The organism is Rummeliibacillus sp. BSL5, assembly GCF_052928305.1.
Genome location: NZ_JAVGCV010000001.1, coordinates 247,722 through 268,257, shown reverse-complemented (window position 1 = coordinate 268,257; position 20,536 = coordinate 247,722). Strand labels below are relative to the sequence as shown.

The window sequence follows — 20,536 nt, the reverse complement described above, 5'->3', positions numbered from 1 at the left end:
GATATCGAGCTTGCTTCTTGGAGATGAATCATAGCCTTCAGCTCCAAGAAACCCACTTCAAACTAGCTATTATACCAATTTTCCAACTCTAAAACCATAGCATCGAGCGTTACTTTTTTCACAGGCACATTTGGCAATGCATTTGTAAATTCTTTACCGTAGGATTTGGTTTCTATACGCCTGTCGAGCACTATTAAAACACCTTTATCCTCAGATGATCGGATTAATCTTCCAAAGCCCTGTTTGAAGCGTAATATTGCTTCTGGGAGTGATAATTTATAGAACGAATTATCACCTTTTTGGGTAATTCTTGCGGCACGTGCTTTAAAGTATGGATCTTCAGGTGAAGAAAAAGGTAACCGCACAACGATGACAGCAGATAGTGCGTCACCAGGAACATCTACACCTTCCCAGAAGCTATTAGTTCCAAACAGCACTGAACGCTCGAAACGCTGGAACATCTTTAGAAGTCGCATCCTGCTCCCCGAAGACATACCTTGTGCAAACAACATATAATCATCCAGAGTACCAGTTTCTTGTATAAGATCAACTGTTTTTCGAAGCATGTCTTGTGATGTAAATAATACAAAACATCTGCCATTTGTTGCTAGCACCGTCTGGACTATCGCTTCTGCAACAGATTCAATATAAACAGTTTGAGATACATTCTGTATGTCCGGCATATCCTCTACAACATAGACGCTTGCACCGCTATAATAAGACGATGGAGCTTGGAATTGGTGTAGCGGCACTGTCTTTTCTAGACCCAATTGATCTGCAATAAATCGTGGATTTTTAGGTACCGTTAACGTCCCTGATGCCCAAATGATACCAGCAGTCTGACGGAAGGATTGGAAAATTCCAGCTACTGAATCTTCCACTTCTGCTGGTCTTTTATAGACATGTACACTGCCTGGAAGGTTTCTTAGGTCTAGCTCCATCCAAGCAGCATCATTTTCAATCTGCTGCAAGAAAATTGAGTCCCATTCAGCTAGATAGACCTGCAGCTCATTCATTTGGTATTGCCAATCAGCAAGATGTACCTTTTGCTTTGTCGATAATTCATCAGGATAACGCAAATAAGCATTGGTCATATAGTTGGCAAGTGAAAGCCATTGATTCAACCGATAGCTATACTCTTTAAATATAGTCGCCTGTAAATTAAGCTTTGATAGTAAGTAGCTTTGTTTATGATGGCTTTTTTTTGTTTTTTCAGAAGGCAGTCCTCTTAACAAGGCCAAAATCGACTTATCAAACAACGAAGTTAAGTCTTTAAATTGCTCATCCAATGCTGTTAGCTGTCTTGTTGACATTGTATGGCTGCTCACTAAATTAAGATAGAATGGATGTTCAATTCCGCTTGATTCGGATGAACCTAACTGGCCAAACAAATGCTTCCATTTAGAGTATGAAAAGACTTTTTCCGCTCGATTTGTCGCCGCTTGGATAAATTGATGGCCTTCATCCAAAATCCATCCATTCACATTTTTAAAAACTGGGTCAGGCCGATTTAAATCAGCAAGCACCATAGCATGATTTGTAATGATTAAATCTGCTTTTTTGCACGCATGGAGTGTTTGCAAATAAAAATCAAAAGTCGGTTTTCTTCTCCTGTTTTCCGCAGTTGTTTCCATCCGCCTTATTTTGTCGACGAAATACTTTCCGCCACCTGTTAGTGTTACTTCACTTAAATCTCCTGTTTCTGTGTCTTGGAGCCAGACAATCAATTGTAATTTGGTGAAATTCTCATCGTAAGAAACATCCTTTACCTCAAGCAAATCGCAAAAACGATCTAAATCAATATAATTATCCATCCCTTTTACGATAACAGCTGACACCTTATTCTGTAATATTGACTCGGCCTTCGGCAATTCTTCTTGCAATAATTGATCAAGTAAATGAGATGTGTATGTACTAATTGCCATCGTACAATGATATTTTTTTGCATAAATAATGGAAGGGATTAAATATGCGAGTGTTTTGCCAATTCCTGTAGAGGCCTCTGTCATAATTTCCTCTTTATTAAGGAGGGCTTCCCACACCTTATCCATCATTTTGAATTGATCTTCTCTCACTTCAAAGTGTTGAAAAGCTTTTTCAAAAAGTTGCTTCTTTTCTTGAAAGGTTACGGGATAATCAATGACTTCCTGTATATCTTCTCCATCATTAGGCGGCTGCTTCAACGCTAAACGTCGATAATAAAAATGATGATCCGTAGTGGTACTCTGTTGAGTTCTTTTTATATGAATAGCATCTAACAACAATCTTGAAATATTAGATTTAAGTTGAAAAGAACGCTCATGAAGCTGTTCAAGAGTCAATAAAGGCAGTGCTAAAAGCCTTTGCCAACATGCCTTTAATAAATATGCTGTCGCGGTTGCATCATCATCTGCTCTATGTGCATTAGCTAATCTTATCCCAAGCTCTAGTGCTAAATCTTGAAGTTTAAAGCTATAGGCTGTTGGGAATAAAATTTTAGCCAGCTCTACTGTATCTAAATGCTTTCCAACCCAATTAGGCAATCCTGCTCTTTTAAACTCAGCTTGTAAAAATGGCAAATCAAAGTCGGTGTTATGAGCCACAAATACTGTATCCTGTAGTATTTCATATATTTCTTCTGCTTTTTCTTCGAAGGTAGGGGCATTTTTTACTTCTTTTTCAGAAATATGTGTCAAATCCTGAATAAAATAAGGAATTCTTTGCTCAGGATTAATGAAGGTCGTATAGGTTGATAGTATTTCCCAGTCTTTCATCAAGACTATGGCAATTTGAATGATCCGGTCCCCTTGTTGTGAGGAATGACCTGTTGTTTCTAAATCTACAATTGCATACGTTTGGCTTTCCAATCTTCTTCACAACTTTCCGTAATGGTATATACAAGATTTTATCATATTTAAGCCAGTTTAGCTGACTCTGGTGTTAGGTTTTATTCGTTGATTTTTAGCAAAAAAATAGTTGCTAGGATTGTAGAATTTTAGTAAATGAAAAAGGATCGAAGAATTTGCTTACAACATTTAGTTTTTTATGTTTCAGACGATGTTTTTCGTGGGAATCGTTGTCCAGGAAGAAACAACATCTTATGTAACAATTAGGAGCTAATATTGTTCTATCTCAACTTCATTTCACTTTAAATAAGTTATTTTACACTTCCTCTACCTACCATTATCCGAAGAGAGAAAAAAACCCGAGGATTTTAAATCATCGGGTTTTTGAATCAATAATTATAGTTGTTGGTCCACTGTTGGTCAGCTTCACATCCATCATAGCACCGAAGATGCCAGTTTCGACATGTAAGCCGAGCGCAAATAGAGTGCTGTTGAAATACTCCCATAAAAGATGAGCTTCTTCAGGCCGGGCAGCGTCTGTAAAGCTTGGACGATTTCCTTTCTTGGTATCCGCATATAAAGTAAATTGCGAAATGGAAAGAATTGCTCCACCATACTCTTTTATCGAAAGATTCATTTTGCCGTTTTCATCTTCAAAAATGCGCATTTTAGCGATTTTTTTAGCAATAAAGTCTGCATCCTCTTTCGTATCTCCATGTGTAATGCCGACTAACAAAACAAAGCCCTGTTCAATGCTTCCTGTTACTTTTCCGTCCACTGTAACGGAGGCTTCTTTGCTTCGTTGTACTACTACTCTCATGTAATCGTCACTCCAATTTTAATGTATGACACGTTGCACTAGATAAATATCTGGAATTTGTTTAATGCGTTCTACCACTTTATACAGGTTATGGATATGGCGAATTTTCAACGTCATATTGATTGTTGCAATCTTATTCCGATCAGTACGTGCGCTAATTGCAATAATTGGCGTTTTGGTTTCAGTGACTACTTGAATCACTGTGTTCAGCAAACCTTCACGATCAAAACCTGATATTTCAATATCTACATCAAATAGTTTTTGTTCTGATTCTAGGTTTTTGCTCCATTCAACATCAATCAACCGTTCTTGATCCTCAGCTTTAATATTAGGACAATCTGCACGATGCACAGAAACACCTCGTCCTTTAGTAATAAAACCGACAATATCATCACCCGGCACCGGATTGCAGCATCGAGACAAACGAATCAATAAATTTTCCAAACCTTTTACTACAACGCCTGTTTCGGTTACTTTTTCTTTTTGAGGCACTTTCATTTCTTTTGTGATTTTTTCCAGCGTTTCTTCTTGACTACGTTGCTTTCTCAAAGGTTCAGATAAGCGGTTGACTACTTGTACAGCCGTCATTCCATTGAATCCAACTGCCGCAAATATCTCTTCTGCACTGGCATAATTTAATCTTTCACATACACGTTTAAAGTTTTCAGGTGTTAATATTTCTTTTGGATCATAGTCTTGCTCAGCAATCTCTTTTTCAATCATTTCGCGCCCTTTAGTCACATTGTCTTCGCGCAATTGCTTTTTGAAGAACTGCTTAATTTTATGTTTCGCTTGAGATGATTGGGCTATGTTCAACCAGTCACGGCTTGGACCAAACGATTGTTTTGAAGTCATAATCTCAACAATATCGCCTGTATTCAACTTCGTATCTAGGGGCACCATCTTACCATTCACTTTTGAACCAATGGTTTTATTACCGATCTCTGAATGGACACGGTAAGCAAAGTCGATAGGAACAGAACCTGCAGGCAATTCGATTACATCACCCTTAGGCGAGAATACATAAACCATGTCAGAAAACAAATCAAATTTTAGCGATTCCATAAATTCTTCAGCGTTCGATGATTCATTTTGGAATTCAAGAATTTCTCTGAACCATGTTAATTTATTGTCAATATTCGATTTGCTTTGATCAACATTTTTACCTTCTTTGTAAGCCCAGTGTGCAGCTACCCCAAATTCCGCTATCTTATGCATTTCTTTCGTGCGAATTTGGACTTCAAGCGGATCGCCATATGGACCAATCACAGTTGTATGCAACGACTGATAAAGATTTTGTTTTGGCATAGCGATATAATCTTTAAATCGTCCTGGCATAGGTTTCCAAAGAGTATGCACTGTACCTAGAACTGCGTAACAATCTTTAATACTATCTACAATTACCCTCACGGCTAAAAGATCGTATATTTCATTGAATTGTTTATTTTGCATAGACATTTTCCGGTAAATACTGTAAATATGCTTTGGTCTGCCTGAAAGTTCTGCATGGATATGGATTTCACCTAACTGATCGTTGATTTCATCCATGACTGATTGTAAATAATTCTCACGTTCTACGCGTTTTCTTTTCATCAAGTTGACAATTCGATAATATTGCTGAGGATTCAAGTAGCGTAAAGCTGTATCCTCTAACTCCCATTTAATCGCACTAATTCCTAAGCGATGTGCTAGTGGAGCGAATATTTCGAGTGTTTCTTTTGAAATACGGCGCTGTTTCTCTACAGGTAAGTGTTTTAACGTTCTCATATTATGTAGTCTGTCCGCTAATTTAATCAAAATTACTCGGATATCTTGGGCCATAGCGACAAACATTTTGCGATGGTTTTCAGCTTGCTGTTCTGCTTTAGATTTATATTTGATTTTCCCTAATTTCGTCACGCCATCTACAAGCATGGCGACTTCTTCATTGAATTCTTCCACAAGGTTTTCGCGCGTAACAGATGTATCTTCTACGACATCGTGTAAAAAGCCCGCTGCAACTGTCTCTGGATCCATTTGGAGATCAGCTAAAATGCCCGCAACTTGCACAGGGTGCAGGATATATGGCTCACCAGAGCTTCTAAATTGCTCTTTATGCGCTTCTTTTGCCACTTCGTATGCTTTTTTTACAAATGCTACATGTTCATCATTCATATATGATGAGAGTATTGCGAAAACTTCTTCGACTGTCATCACTTGATCTTTCGCCATGATTGCCCACCTTATTTCATAAATTTGCCGATTGAGTATAAAGTTAATTGTATAAAAAAAATAGCCTGTTTGTAAAGGCTATTACTCCCGAAATATTGATATTTCGACAAATTTCGCGAGTCTATAATCTACTTGACCACAGACTCGCTATTATAAAAAATTAATATTGCATTAAAGTGAAGACGTCATACCCTTCAATTTTATCGCGACCATGAAGTTCTTCTAGTTCAATAAGGAACGCGCAGCCTACCACAACGCCGCCTAATTCTTCTACTAAGCGAATTGCAGCTTCCACTGTTCCGCCAGTCGCTAATAAATCATCGACAATCAGCACTTTTTGGCCTGGTTTTACAGCATCGCTATGCATAGTTAAAGTATCCTTGCCATACTCTAAGCCATAATCAGCTGAAATGACTTCACGTGGCAATTTGCCCGGTTTACGAACTGGAGCAAAACCAATCTCAAGTGCATAAGCAACAGGGCATCCTGTAATAAAGCCACGAGCTTCTGGACCTACGATTAATTCAGCGCCCACTTTTTTAGCATAGTCGACAATTTGGTCAGTTGCATATTTATATGCTTTACCATTATCCATAATTGTAGTGATATCTTTAAAAGAGATGCCTTCTTTTGGCCAATTCTCTACGATTGTCACATATTGTTTTAAATCCATTTGCTATGTTCCTCCTCAGAAACTGTTTGACTCTTCATCCGCGAGTCAAACCACTCTCTTAAATCCTTATAAGGCGCATACAATAAAGTTTGTTCCAATTCCATTTGCTGCTGCCGTTCTTGATAAATGTTCGCGCTTGTTAAATCCTTTTTCGGTGGATTGTCCACAATTTGAGCGAGACCATTTTCTATTGTAACAAATCCTAGTTCAAAAAACACCTGTGTCATAAAAATTAACGAATCACGGCTCCAGCCTTTATGTTTTGCCAATTCCATTAAGTGTTCTCTCAGATGGAATGTACGCCTTTTCTTTAGGAAGGAATAGTACCAAACAAATTGCTCTCTAGTCGGCATAGCATCAAAGTAATGTGACTCTGGAATATAAAAATGGGCATATACACGTCTTGGATTTGCTTCTTCTAATAATTTTTCGAGCAGTGAAGCGTTTGTTGGTAAATCGAGCAGCACAACATAATTTTCTATATGTTGCGGAGTCATTTTATCTTCATAAATCATTATTTCAGCAGGTATGAGGGAATCAAAATACTGCTGGGTTCTGTTTTGAAAAGCGATAAATGTTACTTTTTCTAAAGGAATACTCTGAAGCCATCTCGAAACTTGGCGGATGCCCCGTAGATCAAATAATTGCCATTCATCTGTTTGGACATCTGCAAGCATAAGCTGGGGTTTTTTCCGGCCATTCCACTCGTTGATCTGCAAATCGCCTGCAAAATTTATTTTAATGCCATACGTCAATTCATCGGCCAAATATCCTTTATGAAAACCAACTGCATCTAAATCGCCATTTCTGGATGCGATTTGGAGTTTGATATGATTCTCGTCTGCTCCAATTTTGCGCATTGACTGGATTGTCGCATTTTCAATCGCATAGACAGGCTTTGCAAAACTAGTACCAAATGGAGACAAACGACGTACATCTTCAATAGAAGTAACGTCAATTTCCTCTACAGCAAGTGGAATGTCAATATTTAGGACTGGAGTAAAGTCTTCATCTGTTAAACCTGCCCTCGCTTGTTCATCAAGGCGGATGCGGAGCTCATCAATTTCTTCTACAGCAAGCGTCATTCCTGCTGCCATGGGATGACCGCCAAATGCTAGCAATATTTCGCTATTTTTCGCAAGCTCCTTATACATATGGAAGCCTTCAATACTGCGGGCAGAACCTTTAGCAGTCCCTTTTTCGAGATCTATTGAAAGTATAATTGCCGGTTTATAGTATTTTTCTACAAGCCTTGATGCGACTATACCAACAACACCTGGGTTCCAACCTTCATCAGCTATGACCAGTACTTTTGCATTGCCTATCTCAGGATCATTCTCCACCATTTCAATTGCCTGCTCGGTAATATTTGCCACGATTGCTTGGCGTTCTTTATTTTGTTCATTTAAATAGTTCGCCATAGACTGTGCTTCTTCTTTATCCTGCGTCATTAAGAAGTCGACCCCCGGTGCAGCATCTCCGAGTCTTCCTAATGCATTTAGCCGTGGAGCAAAACCAAAACCTATTGTCTCTTCATCAATATCTTGTGCTTTAACACCAGCAATTTGGCAAAGTGCTTGAATAGCAGGGTGTTTAGATTGTTGAAGCCCTTCTATCCCCGCTTTCACTAAATAACGATTTTCATCCAATAAGGGCACCAAATCGGCAACTGTACCAATCGCGACAAAGGGAAGGAGATGGTGCGGCAACTTACCGTAGAGCGCATGTGCTACTTTAAATGCTACCCCTACACCAGCAAGCTCTCCAAAAGGATAATGGCCATTCGGATGTCTCGGGTGGATAATCACATCTGCATTAGGCAACTCCTCACCAGGCTCATGGTGATCTGTCACTATGATATCCATCCCCAACTCTTTAGCAACTTGCACTTCATGGTTGCCGGCGATTCCATTATCGACAGTAATAATCAGTTGAAACCCATCTTCATATGCTTGTCGAAACAATCGCTCACTTGGTCCATATCCATCAATAAAACGATTAGGAATAATGTGATGGACATCAGCTCCCAAATCTACTAATGCTGTTTTTAGGACAGTAGTGCTTGTAATGCCATCGGCGTCATAGTCCCCATATATTAAAACTTTTTCTTTATTTTGTATTGCTTGTTTTATACGTTCTACTGCATCGTGCATACCAAACAGATCGTAAGGATCGTGCACTGAATGTTCATTGACCATTAAAAAAGCACGCGCAGATTCAACAGTGTCAAAACCGCGTGCGACTAATATTTTAGCTGAGATAGGTGATAAGCGAAGCTCTTTTTCTAGCATTTCCACAAGTCGATCATCAGGGCGATTGATACGCCATCTCTTCTCTGTTGCTGTCATTTCGTCACTCCCTATCATTCTATTATACAGAAGAAAGCATATAGATTGAAAGCATATAGATTGAAAGCAGAATGGCCAAAATAAGACCTCTATATGATATAGTTACCGCTCTTATACATATACTAAAATTACTTGTTAGGATTGCGTACGGAATGTCTTTTCAACTCCAGGCGATAGCCTTCCATCTTTCCCTCTTGTCTTGATTTCCACTTTATACTTCGTTTTTTTCTTCAAATTAGTGATTTTATAGCGATCTGTATTGATAGTTTTTACATAGCTTCCGTTTAAGTAAATACGGTAGTTTCCACTTTGGTTATTCAGACTTTTAGGTGCTTTGATTACAGCTACTGCAGAAGAGCTGGTAATATTGCTTATCTGTATATCCTGTACGTCATTCGGCAGAGGATGACTGAAATCAATCAATCCGTAGCCATAGAAAGGATCCTTCCCCTTTACACCCAAATCAATTGTATAGTCCCGTAGAGCTTTCCTTAATTGACTACTGGTCGCGCGGGGATATTGTTGCTTCAGTAATGCGAGAAAACCAGTCACATGTGGCGTGGCAAATGATGTGCCTGAACCTAATCTTCTATTTCCTTGCAGATCAGTAGAATAAACACTGTTACCAGGTGCTGCAAACTCTATCTGTGTACCCGTATTCGAAAAAGGTGAAATAAGGCTTTGCTTGTCTATGGATGAGACGGCAATGACTTGGCTATAACGTGCTGGATATTCAACATTTTTTCCATTGCCATCATTCCCCGCTGCTGCCACTAAGATGATACCTGCTTTTGATGTTTTTGCAATAGCATTCCGTAAAATAGCATCATCCATTTTCATACCAAGTGATAGATTTACAATATCTATTTTATGTGCAATTGACCAATCAAGCGCTTTTAATATTGCCTGAATGGGGGCTCCATCAGGTTTAAAAACTTTTAAACTGTATAGTGACATATCCGGTGCAACACCTAATAAGTTATTACTAGCATTACCCAATAGAATGCCTGCGATGAAGGTACCATGGCCATCATTATCATAAGGAGAACTTTCGTCTATTAAAGTTGAACGTACATCCTGAACGAATGAATAGCGATAAACATTTGGCCAATTGACTTTGGAGGTCACCCCTGTATCTATGAGTGCAACTTTTACACTTTTACCACTAAGTCCATTCGTCCATGCATTGCTTGCATGGATTAAAGACATATTCCAATTAATTGCTGATGGTACCTCACTGCCTTGTTTTTTCTCCGGCATTGAAAAAAGATGTGTATCCTTTTTCAATGTTTCCACTTTTACGATTGAGGAGCTCTTTTTGAGTTTTTTTATATCTGCTTTATTAAAAGTGCCAGCAATTGTCTGTAAGTGATGATAATTTTGGTCTACATGCTTTGCTGCAGTTAAAACCTGTTTTTCTCCAACAGAGTTGCGATAAATAATCATAGCTTGTTGAGTTGTAGGATTGCTTGCCTTTGCTAAATGAGGAAAGCATAGAATTAAAAGAGCTATTGTAGTCAATAAACTGATGAGCAATCTATTATTCTTCATTGTGTAGTCTCCTATTTTTAGGTATAGCGTCAAGCTCGATTATAAATCAACTCCAGTAAAAACGTTATAAAAATTTATAGAAATATAAAAAAATCCATCCACCTGATCATCATCAAGTGGATGGATTAAAATTTTACACAACAGGCTCGTCTGTGCCCCATTGTTTTTTCTTTTTGCCTACATCTACATTACCTTTTTTCTTCATCTCACGCACCTTCAATACATACCAAACTTGTGCAGCGATATAGATGGAAGAGTAGATACCTGTAATTAAACCGATCAATAAAGCGATCGAGAACGTAGTGATAGAGCTTGCGCCGAAAATCATTAACGCAACTACAACGATAATTACGGTTAATACTGTATTTACAGAACGTCCTAATGTTTGACGAAGTGATTTGTTCACAATATGCGCCAACTCATCTGGACTCTTAATTTTATTCACACGGTGCAAGTTTTCACGAATCCGGTCAAATGTAACGATGGTGTCATTAATCGAATAACCGACAATAGTCAGTACTGCTGCGATAAATGTAATATCTACTTCTATACGGAATAAACTAAAGATCGCCACCATAAAGAATACATCATGCAATAGCGAGACAATCGCACCAACACCCATTCGCCATTCAAATCGGAATGCAACGTAGATTATTATGCCAATCGCTGCATAGATTAATGCTTTGATCGCATTTTTCATCAGTTCTTGTCCGATTGTAGGGGACACGGTACTGATTGCTGGCTCATGGCCAAATTCTTTCTTGAAGTCCGCTTTCATCTGTTTCACTTCATCTTTTGTGAAGTCATCTTTATAACGGATAACAGCTCGGTCATTCTTACCAGAAATTACGATATCATCCGACTTGAAACCTTCCTTATCAAGATACGACTTCACAGCATCTTTTGTGAGAGAATGCTCTGATTGGACCTCTACACGAGAACCGTGAGAGAAGTCAATACCTAGATTCAAACGGAAAATGCCTAACACAATCATCCCTGCGATGATTAAAACTGCTGACAAAGCAAAGAATTTATTGCGGTTGTGCACAAAATCGAAACGGTCAAAACGTGTTGTTAAATCAAGTGTATCCACGCCTTCTTCTATTTTATGGACACGTTTTGGATTAACGCCGAACCATCGAACTTTTCCATCTAAGTAGCCGCTGTTCACCAGTAATCCTAATAAGATACGTGTACCCCATACTGCAGTCAAGAAGCTGACTAGAATAGAAATGATTAATGTTGTCGCGAAGCCTTTTACAGAGCTTACACCTAAGGCAAATAACACGCCAGCTGCAAGCAATGTCGTAATATTGGCATCAAAAATAGCTGTGAACGAAGATTTAGAACCTGATTTAAATGCGGCTTTGACTGTTTTGCCGACACGAAGTTCTTCTTTAATCCGCTCATACATAAGGATATTAGCATCGACAGCCATACCTATCCCAAGCACTAACGCTGCGATACCCGGCAATGTCAATACAGCATTGATCCAATCAAAAATAACTAATGTGATAAATGTAAAGATCAGTAGCGTGATGTCTGCTACTAAACCTGGTAAACGGTAGACTAATAGCATAAAGATAAAGATAACTGCTACACCAATGACACTAGCCAAGACCGTACTTTTTAGCGCTTCATCACCGAACTGTGCTCCCACAGAAGTGGAGTACATTTCTTTCAGCTTCGCTGGTAGAGCACCGGCATTCAAAATACCTGCTAAGTCTTTCGTTTCTTGTACAGTAAAGCTCCCTGTAATTTGGACATCTTTAGAGTTGATTTCCTTTGTTACTTGTGGAGCAGAAACGAATTGCGGATCTGCTTTAACAGCTTCTTTCTTATAAGAAGACTTGCCTTCTTCAAAGTCTAGCCAAATGACTAATAAGTTATTTGGTGTACCCATTGCTGCAATTTTGCTCGTAACTTGTCCGAATTTATCCGGATCTTTCAGTTTCAGGGTAACCATTGGACGGCCCTGTTCATCAAAAGATGGCTTAGCACCGCCTTGTTGAAGGTCATTCCCGTCAAGCAATACTTTGTCATTCACATCGCGGAAAGTAAGATTTGCCTGATTAGATAATACATCACGCGCTGACTCTTGGTCCTTGACGCCCGCTAATTGAACGCGGATTCGGTCGCCGCTTTCTATTTGGATGCTCGGTTCACTTACGCCGAGAACATTGACACGCCTGCTGATCGCATCAGCAGTAGCTTTGACATCACTTTCAGTGATTTTTTGTCCCTTTTTCAGCGGCTCAACTTGATAAAGCACCTCGAATCCACCTTGCAAGTCTAGGCCTAAGTTAATGTTACTTAGTACGCCTTTTACGGTCGTTCCCATAAGAGAGCCAATTACAACGACAATCAGTAGAAACGCGACGATTCGGCTTTTCAATTTCATTAAAACTTCCTCCTAATAAAGTGAAACTTTAATCAGCAAAGGTTTAATCTCTACTGATTGATTAGTTGAACCAATCGGGCATGAGTGGGCCACTTTCTTTGACAAAACTCTTATATTTACTGTTTTGAGAAAGCACAAAGTACCCAGTCATGCGGAAACACTTGCAGTAAAATTACTGACCGAAGCAAACGAATCATAAGTTATGTATGGTTGTGCATATGTCCATTACTACTTTGTATAAAAGTTTGTCCTAGTTCAAAACAAATGCACAATTACGCGATTGATCCACCACTTAAGCAGCATTCTCTGTAATTTTCCTTCTATTGTTTCGTTTTCTCAATTTGAATGTATAACACGTTTATTATGAAACACGATTGCCTACCTGTCAAATCAATCTTCGATACTTTCTGTCATTTTAGAAGGAGTTTTAGCAATATCCATGTTATTTTGACATACAGATAAAGGAAAAATATCGTCAATGAAATTTTTCATTTCAACACTATAAATGGAGCATAAAACCTCATTCAAAGGTATAAACCCCCATTTATCTATCTTCCAATTAATAGTTTTAATTCATCCTCATTAATTGGGGCAAACCAATTTGAGGTTTTTAGTTCTTCCACTTGGCTAAAGGTCATATACTGAGCAGCAGTTAAAGAAAAAATATCTGCAATTACCTTATGCAAAGCTAAATCTGCTTCGCTATATTTTTTCCACTTTTTCAATACTAAATAACGCCAAATATCTTGCTCTGTAATACTTTTTAAACCTTCCATACGAAAATCAGCTTTCCTCATAGCTAACACAGGCATTACTTTATTAAATAGTTTTTCATATTGAACTACCAAACTACTCACGCCCTTTCAAGTTTTGAACGTACAAGTTTAAATTTACTATTTTGCAGAATGTATTGATAGAAAGAAGGGAACTTATGACATCATTTTTTCATGGCACCTTTTTATTGATGGGCGCCGTACTACTATCTAAACTATTAGGTTTTTTGTATCGTATGCAATTTATGCGCGTTGCAGGCGAAGAAGCTGTCGGCGTTTATATGACCGCCTATCCCGCATTTATCTTTTTCTTATCCCTAGTACAGCTCGGCATCCCGATTGCCATCGCTAAAATTGTCGCTGAATTAGAAGCAAAGGGAAAGCGTTTGGAAATCAGCAAGTTGATGCGTACTTCTAGGCTGTTAAGTTATTTATCTATTTTGCTTTTCTTCCCCATCATCATGTTTGCAGTACCTTATATCGCAAAAGATTTATTGCATGATCCAAAAGTGGCCATGCTATTATATGTCTCTTTATTTACCGTGCCGCTCTCTATGGCGTCTGCACTTTTAAAAGGTTTATTCCAAGGACTTGCTCGCATAGGTGAAACTGCATGGAGCCAAACACTTGAGCAAATTATCCGCATCGCCATGATCACATGGCTTTTGCCTTACGGGGTAAACCAAGAATCTCCTGCGCTCACAGCTACTTACGCAATGGTCATTACTGGACTTGCTGAGGCGGTAGCATTACTTTACTTATACTGGAAATACCTCCATGCGAAGAGAAAAGGAATTATTGTTGGATCGAAAGGCTACTCTTCTCCAAAACCAATACTTGGCATTGCATTGCCTTCTACAGGCAGTCGCCTTTTTGGTTCATTTACTTGGTTTTTAGAACCAATTGTCTTTTTAAAGGCCCTTACAATAGCTGGTTTAACAGCTGCTGCTGCCACGAAGCAATATGGCATTATTTCAGGTGTTCATATACCATTACTATTATTCCCTGCCTTTATTCCTGCAGCCTTAGCTGTTGTGCTGATTCCAGCTGTCAGCGATGCTGTAGCCAGAGGAATGAATTCTCTATTAAGAGAACGAGTCCATATCGCGCTTAGGTTGTCGACTATCGTCGGTTGTTTTAGCGCTGTTTTCTTTTATCTTTATGGGGATGCTTTAGCCGTGAAACTTTTTAATTTATCTGAAGACAGAGGCTATATGAAAATTTTAGCACCTATTTTTTTCTTTTACTATATACAAAGCCCACTGAATTCTATCTTGCAGGCTTTAGATGAAGCTAAAGCAGCGATGATGAACTCTGTGTATGGCGGCATCGGAAAGCTGGTTGTCATGCTCGCGCTTGCTTCCCAGCCGCAAATAGCTGAAACCGGCGCCATTATTGCCATTGGATTTGGTGTACTCATTACTTCATTTTTGCATATTGCAACAATTCGAAAAAAGAAATTTGTGGATACAGGTTTTAAGCTAGTCATTATCCCTTATTGGGCATCTGTGTTGATAGTTATTTTCCGAGAATACATCCTGCCGACAGACCAATTGAATCTTTGGATGAATTGTTCTATTACGCTTGGCTTAGTTTTTGTTGTCCTAATGCTCGCTGACCAAATCCGCGTCAACGATTTCCGCTACTTAACAAAAACAATACGCAGAAGACTATGATTTTAATTGAACATGAAGGGAATCATCTTCAAAACAGCAATAGAATATATCCTTTGGATTTTTGTATCCAGCTTCCTCTAATTTTTTTATAAGCCAAGATTTATCTTTCTGTATAAGGATGAGATGCTTTGTCTGTATTTCGCCATCAACGATGAGCGGCAATATAGGATGCATCTCACCTTTTTTAAATACAGCTAAATTTCCCGATGATTCTAAAAAGGCATAGGCCACACTCTGGATCGATCCTATTTGCTGTTCTCGCAATTGCTGAAATAAATCATCTAAATTATACCGCTGCTTTTTCATTTCCTTTTCCTGAAGCACCCCATCTCGAATAATGAGAGTGGGATCTCCATCAATGATATCTCGAACATTTTTAAACTTCAGAGAGATAAAGGAAATGACCACCTGCAGCACAAGCAAAACGATCATAGGCAGCAACGACTCGAAAAAGTTTCTCTTCTTATCCTCCACTGCAAATGCAGCTACTTCTGTTAATAATATAAATACGACTAAATCAATCATACTTAATTCGCCAACTTCACGTTTTCCCATTAGCTTAATTATAATGATAAGAATAAAGTAAAGAAGGAACATACGAAAAGAAACAACCATTAAATCGTTCAATCTTATGACCCCTTTTATTCTTTATACTTTGCATTTCCCGTAAAATTATTCATTCAAAAATATATAGAAGGCTGTCACTACGAGAGCGGCAATCAAGATAATAAAAATAATATATCCTAAAGAGCGAACCCACTTTGGCTTAGTTGGCATTTTCGGCTTTCTATTGCCAAATCTATTTTGGGCCATCCGTTGCTTAGCTGCTAATCTTTCGTGAATTGTATCATCATAGCCCATTTGCTGTGCTTTCTTTTTAGTATTCCATTGTTTTTTAGGCAAATAATCGCTTCCTTTAAAAAAGATGAATATGTTTATTATTCGACGTATAAAATAAAAAAGCCTTTATTTCTAAAGAAATAAAGGCTTTTTTTTTCATTATAAGCATTCCAAAAGCTACGCGTTTTATACACAAGACTACTTTACAGCAGCTGCATCATCTAAAACTTTGCCGATGGCTGCACGTTCAAAACGCATTTTTGTACCATCTTCTACTTTTAGAACGACTGAAGCATCATCGATGGCTTCAACGATACCATGAAGCCCACCAATTGTTACAACTTTGTTTCCTTTTGCCAAGTTGCTTTGCATGTTTTGAGTGTTTTTACGCTGCTTTTGAGCAGGACGAATCAACATTAAATACATAAGCACGAAGATAATAATCATTGGTAGAAAAGCTTGTAATTGCATGTCCAAAAATCCCCCTTTTGTCTCTCTGTTTCATTATACTAGGTTTAGAAGTTTTTCGCATTTGGTTTATTAAAACCATATTGTTCAAAGAATTCTTCACGGAAATCGCCTAAGCGATCTTCGCGGATTGCTTGGCGCACTTGGCACATTAAATCTTGCAAGAAATACAGATTGTGGTAACTTGTCAAACGAATGCCGAATGTCTCATCCGCTTTAATTAGATGCCGTATATATGCACGTGAGTAGTTTTTGCAAGTATAGCAATCACAGTTAGGATCAAGCGGTCCAAAATCGCGAGCAAATTTAGCATTTTTTATGACCAGTCTTCCTTGGCTTGTCATGCATGTACCATTACGGGCAATACGTGTTGGCAGTACACAGTCAAACATATCAATCCCAAGAATAGCTCCATCTATCAATGAGTCAGGAGAACCCACGCCCATTAGGTAACGCGGCTTGTTTGTTGGTAAGAGCGGAGTTGTATATTCCAACATGCGATTCATAATATCCTTTGGCTCCCCAACGGATAATCCACCAATTGCATAGCCTGGGAAATCAAGCGAAACAAGATCCTTTGCAGACTGCTTACGAAGTTCTTCAAATTCCCCACCTTGAACAATACCGAATAAACCTTGATCCTGTGGTCTTGAATGCGCTTCTAAACATCTTTCAGCCCAACGTGATGTACGCTCAACAGATTTCTTCATATACTCAAAAGTTGCAGGATACGGAGGACATTCATCAAATGCCATCATAATATCAGAACCTAGAGCATTTTGGATTTCCATTGCTTTTTCTGGACTTAGGAATAGCTTATCACCATTTAAGTGATTACGGAAATGAACGCCTTCTTCTTCAATGCGGCGGATATCGCTTAAGCTAAATACTTGGAAGCCGCCAGAATCTGTTAATATAGCGCGATCCCAATTCATAAATTTGTGCAAGCCACCAGCCTCACGAATGATTTCATGGCCAGGACGCAGCCATAAATGATACGTGTTGCTTAAAATAATACCTGCACCCATTTCTTTTACTTCTTCTGGCGCCATCGTTTTGACAGACGCTTGTGTACCTACTGGCATAAATGCTGGTGTTTCAAAAGAACCATGCGGTGTATGCACGATGCCAAGACGTGCACCAGTTTGCTTATCTGTTTTAATAAGCTCATATCGAATTGCTTGAGACATAATTTAATTTCCTTTCTTTCTTTTAGGTCGGATGAACATGGCATCGCCAAAGCTGAAGAAACGATATTTGTTTTCTACAGCAATTTTATAAGCGTTCAGAACATTTTCTCTCCCTGCAAGGGCACTAATCATCATAACCAATGTAGACTTTGGCAAATGAAAATTCGTCACCATTCCGTCGACAGCAAGATATTCAAACCCTGGGTAAATGAATATGGTAGTCCAGCCAGACTCAGCGACTATATTTCCATTATTGCGATGTGCGATTGTTTCAAGTGTTCTAGTAGAAGTAGTACCCACAGCGATTACACGTCCGCCATTAGCCTGTGTTTCCTTAATAATGCTGGCTGTTTCTTCAGTTAAGTGATAGAATTCGGCGTGCATATCGTGTTCCTCAATATTCTCGACGCTTACTGGACGGAATGTTCCTATGCCAACGTGCAATGTCAAAAATGCAACTTTTACGCCTTTTTGTCGGATTTCCTCCAATAGTTCCTCTGTAAAGTGAAGTCCTGCTGTTGGTGCTGCTGCTGATCCAAGCTCTTTTGAATAAACTGTTTGGTAGCGCTCTTGGTCTTCTAATTTTTCATGTATATACGGCGGCAGTGGCATTGTTCCTAGTTTTTCTAAGATTTCAATAAAAATGCCTTCATATTCAAATTTAAACATTCGACCACCATGCGCCAACTCACCAGTACAAGTAGCTTTTAACAGACCCTCGCCAAAAGTAAGAACAGTTCCTACTTTTACGCGTTTTGCAGGTTTGACTAATGTTTCCCACTCATCATCGCTCGTTTGTTTTAACAATAATACCTCAATGTGGGCACCTGTTTCTTCTTTCACACCAATCAAACGGGCAGGAAGCACGCGTGTGTCATTTAAGATTAAACAGTCTCCTTCTTGAAGTTCATTGACAATATCTCTGAAATGATGATGTGATACCTCGCCTGTTTCACGATCTAATACCATCAACCGGCTAGAAGTACGGTCTTCAAGTGGTACTTGGGCAATTAATTCTTCTGGTAATTCATAATCAAAGTCTTCTAATTTCATTTGTCTTTCCTTCTTTATATTAAGATTCTTGTGTTTTTTCGTAACCGAAATGACTATAGGCTAGAGCTGTAACGATTCGTCCTCTTGGTGTACGCTGAATAAAACCAATCTGCATTAAATAAGGTTCATAAACGTCTTCAATGGTCGTTGATTCCTCACCTATGCTTGCCGCAATCGTATCTAATCCGACCGGCCCGCCTCGGAATCGTTCGATCATAGTTACTATCAATTTATGGTCTATATGGTCTAGTCCCAGTGGATCAACTTGCAGACGTTCTAATGCATCTTGTGATAGGAAGTGAGAGATTACCCCGTCTCCGATCACTTGGGCATAATCGCGTACCCTTTTTAACAAGCGATTGGCAATTCTCGGGGTCCCCCTTGATCGCCTTGCTAATTCGCCTGCAGCATTTTGGTCAATCACAACATCGAAGAGCTCTGCACTTCTGCACACTATTTCAGCTAAAGAATACTCATCATAGTAGTCTAATCGTAATAATACACCAAAACGGTCTCTAAGTGGAGCAGATAGCGCTCCTGCCCTAGTGGTAGCGCCAACTAATGTAAAAGGAGGCAAATCCAACCTAATAGATCTTGCTTCTGGCCCTTTACCGACCACAATATCCAAACAAAAGTCTTCCATTGCTGGATATAGGACCTCTTCTATTGCTCGAGGCAAACGATGAATCTCATCAATAAATAGCACATCGCCAGGCTCTAAGGAGCTCACAATCGCCGCTAAGTCGCCAGGACGTTCAATAGCTGGACCGCTCGTCATTTTGATATTTGTACCCATTTCATTCGCAATGACAGCGGCTAAGGTTGTTTTCCCAAGCCCCGGAGGTCCATAAAGCAAGACATGGTCTAAGCTTTCTTCTCGCATTTTTGCCGCTTCGATAAAGATTTTTAGGTTGTCTTTGACCTTTTGCTGCCCAATATATTGTGCAAGATTTTGTGGGCGCAATGACAACTCCAAACCTTCATCAAACGCAGTAGCTTCGCTTGATACGACTCGTTCTTCCATTTTATTTACCTCCTATCCGTTATTGTTGTTTTAACAGTAACTTCAAAGCTTGTTTCATATAATCTTCTGTTGTATTTAAGCCATCATTATTTTCAAGCGGTATGCGAATTTTGGCTAATTCTTTTTCAGAATAACCTAATGCTGTAAGTGCTAGCAAAGCATCCTCTAACTCATCTTTATTATGGTGAACACCAAATAGCGGCAGTTCATCTTGAGCACTTGCTAATTCTATATTATCAAGCAGACTGCCAAGCTTTCCTTTTAGATCAAGTATCATCTGGCGAGCAGTTTTCTTCCCAACGCCAGGGAATTTAACAAGGAACTTCTCATCCTCTTGTTCTATCGCCTGGATAACTTGTTGTGGATTGCCACTAGCTAATATGGCAAGCGCTCCTTTTGGTCCAATACCGGACACTTGGATCAGCTTTCGAAATAACTCTCGCTCTTCTAATGATTGAAAGGCAAATAATAGCTGTGCATCTTCCCGTACATGCATATGTGTATAGAACTTCACATTAGCTTTGTCCATTTGAAAAGCAAACGGATTTGGCGTGAATAACTGCCAGCCAATCCCTTGCTGTTCAACGACAATATATTCGGGGGTAATGCGTGTAGCCGTGCCAATTATGTAGTCGTACATAACATTCTCCTTTTTGCGTAACGATATTCATTATAGCACTTTT

Annotated in this window: 16 protein-coding genes; 1 reads left to right on the top strand and 15 read right to left on the bottom strand. The window is 39.0% G+C overall.

Annotated elements, in window-relative coordinates:
* Window positions 1–62: 62 nt before the first annotated feature.
* The 8 genes from dinG to RCJ93_RS01310 form a co-directional block, all read right to left on the bottom strand.
* Window positions 63–2,846: an ATP-dependent DNA helicase DinG gene (dinG, locus tag RCJ93_RS01345; protein ID WP_150284687.1), complete on the bottom strand. Its 2,784-nt coding sequence runs from the start codon at window positions 2,844–2,846 to the stop codon at window positions 63–65.
* A 352-nt stretch (window positions 2,847–3,198) separates the two neighbouring features.
* Entirely contained in the window at window positions 3,199–3,645 is a 447-nt protein-coding gene (gene dtd / locus RCJ93_RS01340) for a D-aminoacyl-tRNA deacylase (protein ID WP_066788445.1), read from the bottom strand.
* Between the two features lie 18 nt (window positions 3,646–3,663).
* Window positions 3,664–5,856 carry a RelA/SpoT family protein gene (locus RCJ93_RS01335; RefSeq protein WP_150284688.1) on the bottom strand — a complete coding sequence of 731 codons (2,193 nt, stop codon included), beginning with the start codon at window positions 5,854–5,856 and terminating at the stop codon, window positions 3,664–3,666.
* A 160-nt stretch (window positions 5,857–6,016) separates the two neighbouring features.
* Entirely contained in the window at window positions 6,017–6,529 is a 513-nt protein-coding gene (locus tag RCJ93_RS01330) for an adenine phosphoribosyltransferase (protein ID WP_066788449.1), read from the bottom strand.
* Window positions 6,520–8,877, bottom strand: a complete 2,358-nt coding sequence (gene recJ, locus RCJ93_RS01325) for a single-stranded-DNA-specific exonuclease RecJ (RefSeq protein WP_446738183.1) — start codon at window positions 8,875–8,877, stop codon at window positions 6,520–6,522. Before recJ ends, RCJ93_RS01330 begins: the two co-directional genes overlap by 10 nt.
* Before the next feature lie 135 nt (window positions 8,878–9,012).
* Window positions 9,013–10,428, bottom strand: a complete 1,416-nt coding sequence (locus tag RCJ93_RS01320) for a S8 family serine peptidase (protein ID WP_446738182.1) — start codon at window positions 10,426–10,428, stop codon at window positions 9,013–9,015.
* Window positions 10,429–10,561: 133 nt separating this feature from the next.
* Window positions 10,562–12,829 (bottom strand): protein translocase subunit SecDF, encoded by a 2,268-nt coding sequence (secDF, locus tag RCJ93_RS01315; protein WP_446738181.1) that lies wholly within the window; start codon window positions 12,827–12,829, stop codon window positions 10,562–10,564.
* 548 nt (window positions 12,830–13,377) lie between these two features.
* The gene (locus tag RCJ93_RS01310; RefSeq protein WP_066788457.1) at window positions 13,378–13,677 is read right to left on the bottom strand and encodes a post-transcriptional regulator; all 300 of its coding nucleotides are present in this window, start codon (window positions 13,675–13,677) and stop codon (window positions 13,378–13,380) included.
* 83 nt (window positions 13,678–13,760) lie between these two features.
* On the opposite strand from RCJ93_RS01310, the gene RCJ93_RS01305 reads away from it, so the two are divergent.
* Window positions 13,761–15,278, top strand: a complete 1,518-nt coding sequence (locus RCJ93_RS01305; RefSeq protein ID WP_150284692.1) for a putative polysaccharide biosynthesis protein — start codon at window positions 13,761–13,763, stop codon at window positions 15,276–15,278.
* On the opposite strand, the gene RCJ93_RS01300 is transcribed toward RCJ93_RS01305, so the two are convergent.
* The 7 genes from RCJ93_RS01300 to ruvA form a co-directional block, all read right to left on the bottom strand.
* Window positions 15,273–15,905 (bottom strand): DUF421 domain-containing protein, encoded by a 633-nt coding sequence (locus RCJ93_RS01300; protein ID WP_150284693.1) that lies wholly within the window; start codon window positions 15,903–15,905, stop codon window positions 15,273–15,275. The genes RCJ93_RS01305 and RCJ93_RS01300 overlap by 6 nt on opposite strands.
* 45 nt (window positions 15,906–15,950) lie before the next feature.
* Complete coding sequence (locus tag RCJ93_RS01295; RefSeq protein WP_150284694.1) at window positions 15,951–16,181, bottom strand: hypothetical protein; 231 nt, start codon at window positions 16,179–16,181, stop codon at window positions 15,951–15,953.
* A gap of 135 nt (window positions 16,182–16,316) precedes the next feature.
* Complete coding sequence (gene yajC, locus RCJ93_RS01290; protein WP_066788467.1) at window positions 16,317–16,589, bottom strand: preprotein translocase subunit YajC; 273 nt, start codon at window positions 16,587–16,589, stop codon at window positions 16,317–16,319.
* A gap of 44 nt (window positions 16,590–16,633) precedes the next feature.
* Window positions 16,634–17,776, bottom strand: a complete 1,143-nt coding sequence (gene tgt, locus RCJ93_RS01285; protein WP_446738180.1) for a tRNA guanosine(34) transglycosylase Tgt — start codon at window positions 17,774–17,776, stop codon at window positions 16,634–16,636.
* 3 nt (window positions 17,777–17,779) lie between these two features.
* Complete coding sequence (gene queA, locus RCJ93_RS01280; RefSeq protein ID WP_150284695.1) at window positions 17,780–18,829, bottom strand: tRNA preQ1(34) S-adenosylmethionine ribosyltransferase-isomerase QueA; 1,050 nt, start codon at window positions 18,827–18,829, stop codon at window positions 17,780–17,782.
* Between the two features lie 19 nt (window positions 18,830–18,848).
* The gene (ruvB, locus tag RCJ93_RS01275; protein ID WP_446738179.1) at window positions 18,849–19,853 is read right to left on the bottom strand and encodes a Holliday junction branch migration DNA helicase RuvB; all 1,005 of its coding nucleotides are present in this window, start codon (window positions 19,851–19,853) and stop codon (window positions 18,849–18,851) included.
* 19 nt (window positions 19,854–19,872) lie between these two features.
* Window positions 19,873–20,493 (bottom strand): Holliday junction branch migration protein RuvA, encoded by a 621-nt coding sequence (gene ruvA / locus RCJ93_RS01270; RefSeq protein ID WP_150284696.1) that lies wholly within the window; start codon window positions 20,491–20,493, stop codon window positions 19,873–19,875.
* Between the last annotated feature and the right edge of the window lie 43 nt (window positions 20,494–20,536).

Coding starts and splice junctions, on each gene's coding strand:
- yajC (WP_066788467.1), bottom strand. CDS start 16,589: ATGCAATTACAAGCTTTTCTACCAATGATTATTATCTTCGTGCTTATG.
- ruvA (WP_150284696.1), bottom strand. CDS start 20,493: ATGTACGACTACATAATTGGCACGGCTACACGCATTACCCCCGAATAT.
- recJ (WP_446738183.1), bottom strand. CDS start 8,877: ATGACAGCAACAGAGAAGAGATGGCGTATCAATCGCCCTGATGATCGA.
- dtd (WP_066788445.1), bottom strand. CDS start 3,645: ATGAGAGTAGTAGTACAACGAAGCAAAGAAGCCTCCGTTACAGTGGAC.
- secDF (WP_446738181.1), bottom strand. CDS start 12,829: ATGAAATTGAAAAGCCGAATCGTCGCGTTTCTACTGATTGTCGTTGTA.
- RCJ93_RS01305 (WP_150284692.1), top strand. CDS start 13,761: ATGACATCATTTTTTCATGGCACCTTTTTATTGATGGGCGCCGTACTA.
- RCJ93_RS01320 (WP_446738182.1), bottom strand. CDS start 10,428: ATGAAGAATAATAGATTGCTCATCAGTTTATTGACTACAATAGCTCTT.
- tgt (WP_446738180.1), bottom strand. CDS start 17,776: ATGTCTCAAGCAATTCGATATGAGCTTATTAAAACAGATAAGCAAACT.
- ruvB (WP_446738179.1), bottom strand. CDS start 19,853: ATGGAAGAACGAGTCGTATCAAGCGAAGCTACTGCGTTTGATGAAGGT.
- RCJ93_RS01335 (WP_150284688.1), bottom strand. CDS start 5,856: ATGGCGAAAGATCAAGTGATGACAGTCGAAGAAGTTTTCGCAATACTC.
- RCJ93_RS01330 (WP_066788449.1), bottom strand. CDS start 6,529: ATGGATTTAAAACAATATGTGACAATCGTAGAGAATTGGCCAAAAGAA.
- queA (WP_150284695.1), bottom strand. CDS start 18,829: ATGAAATTAGAAGACTTTGATTATGAATTACCAGAAGAATTAATTGCC.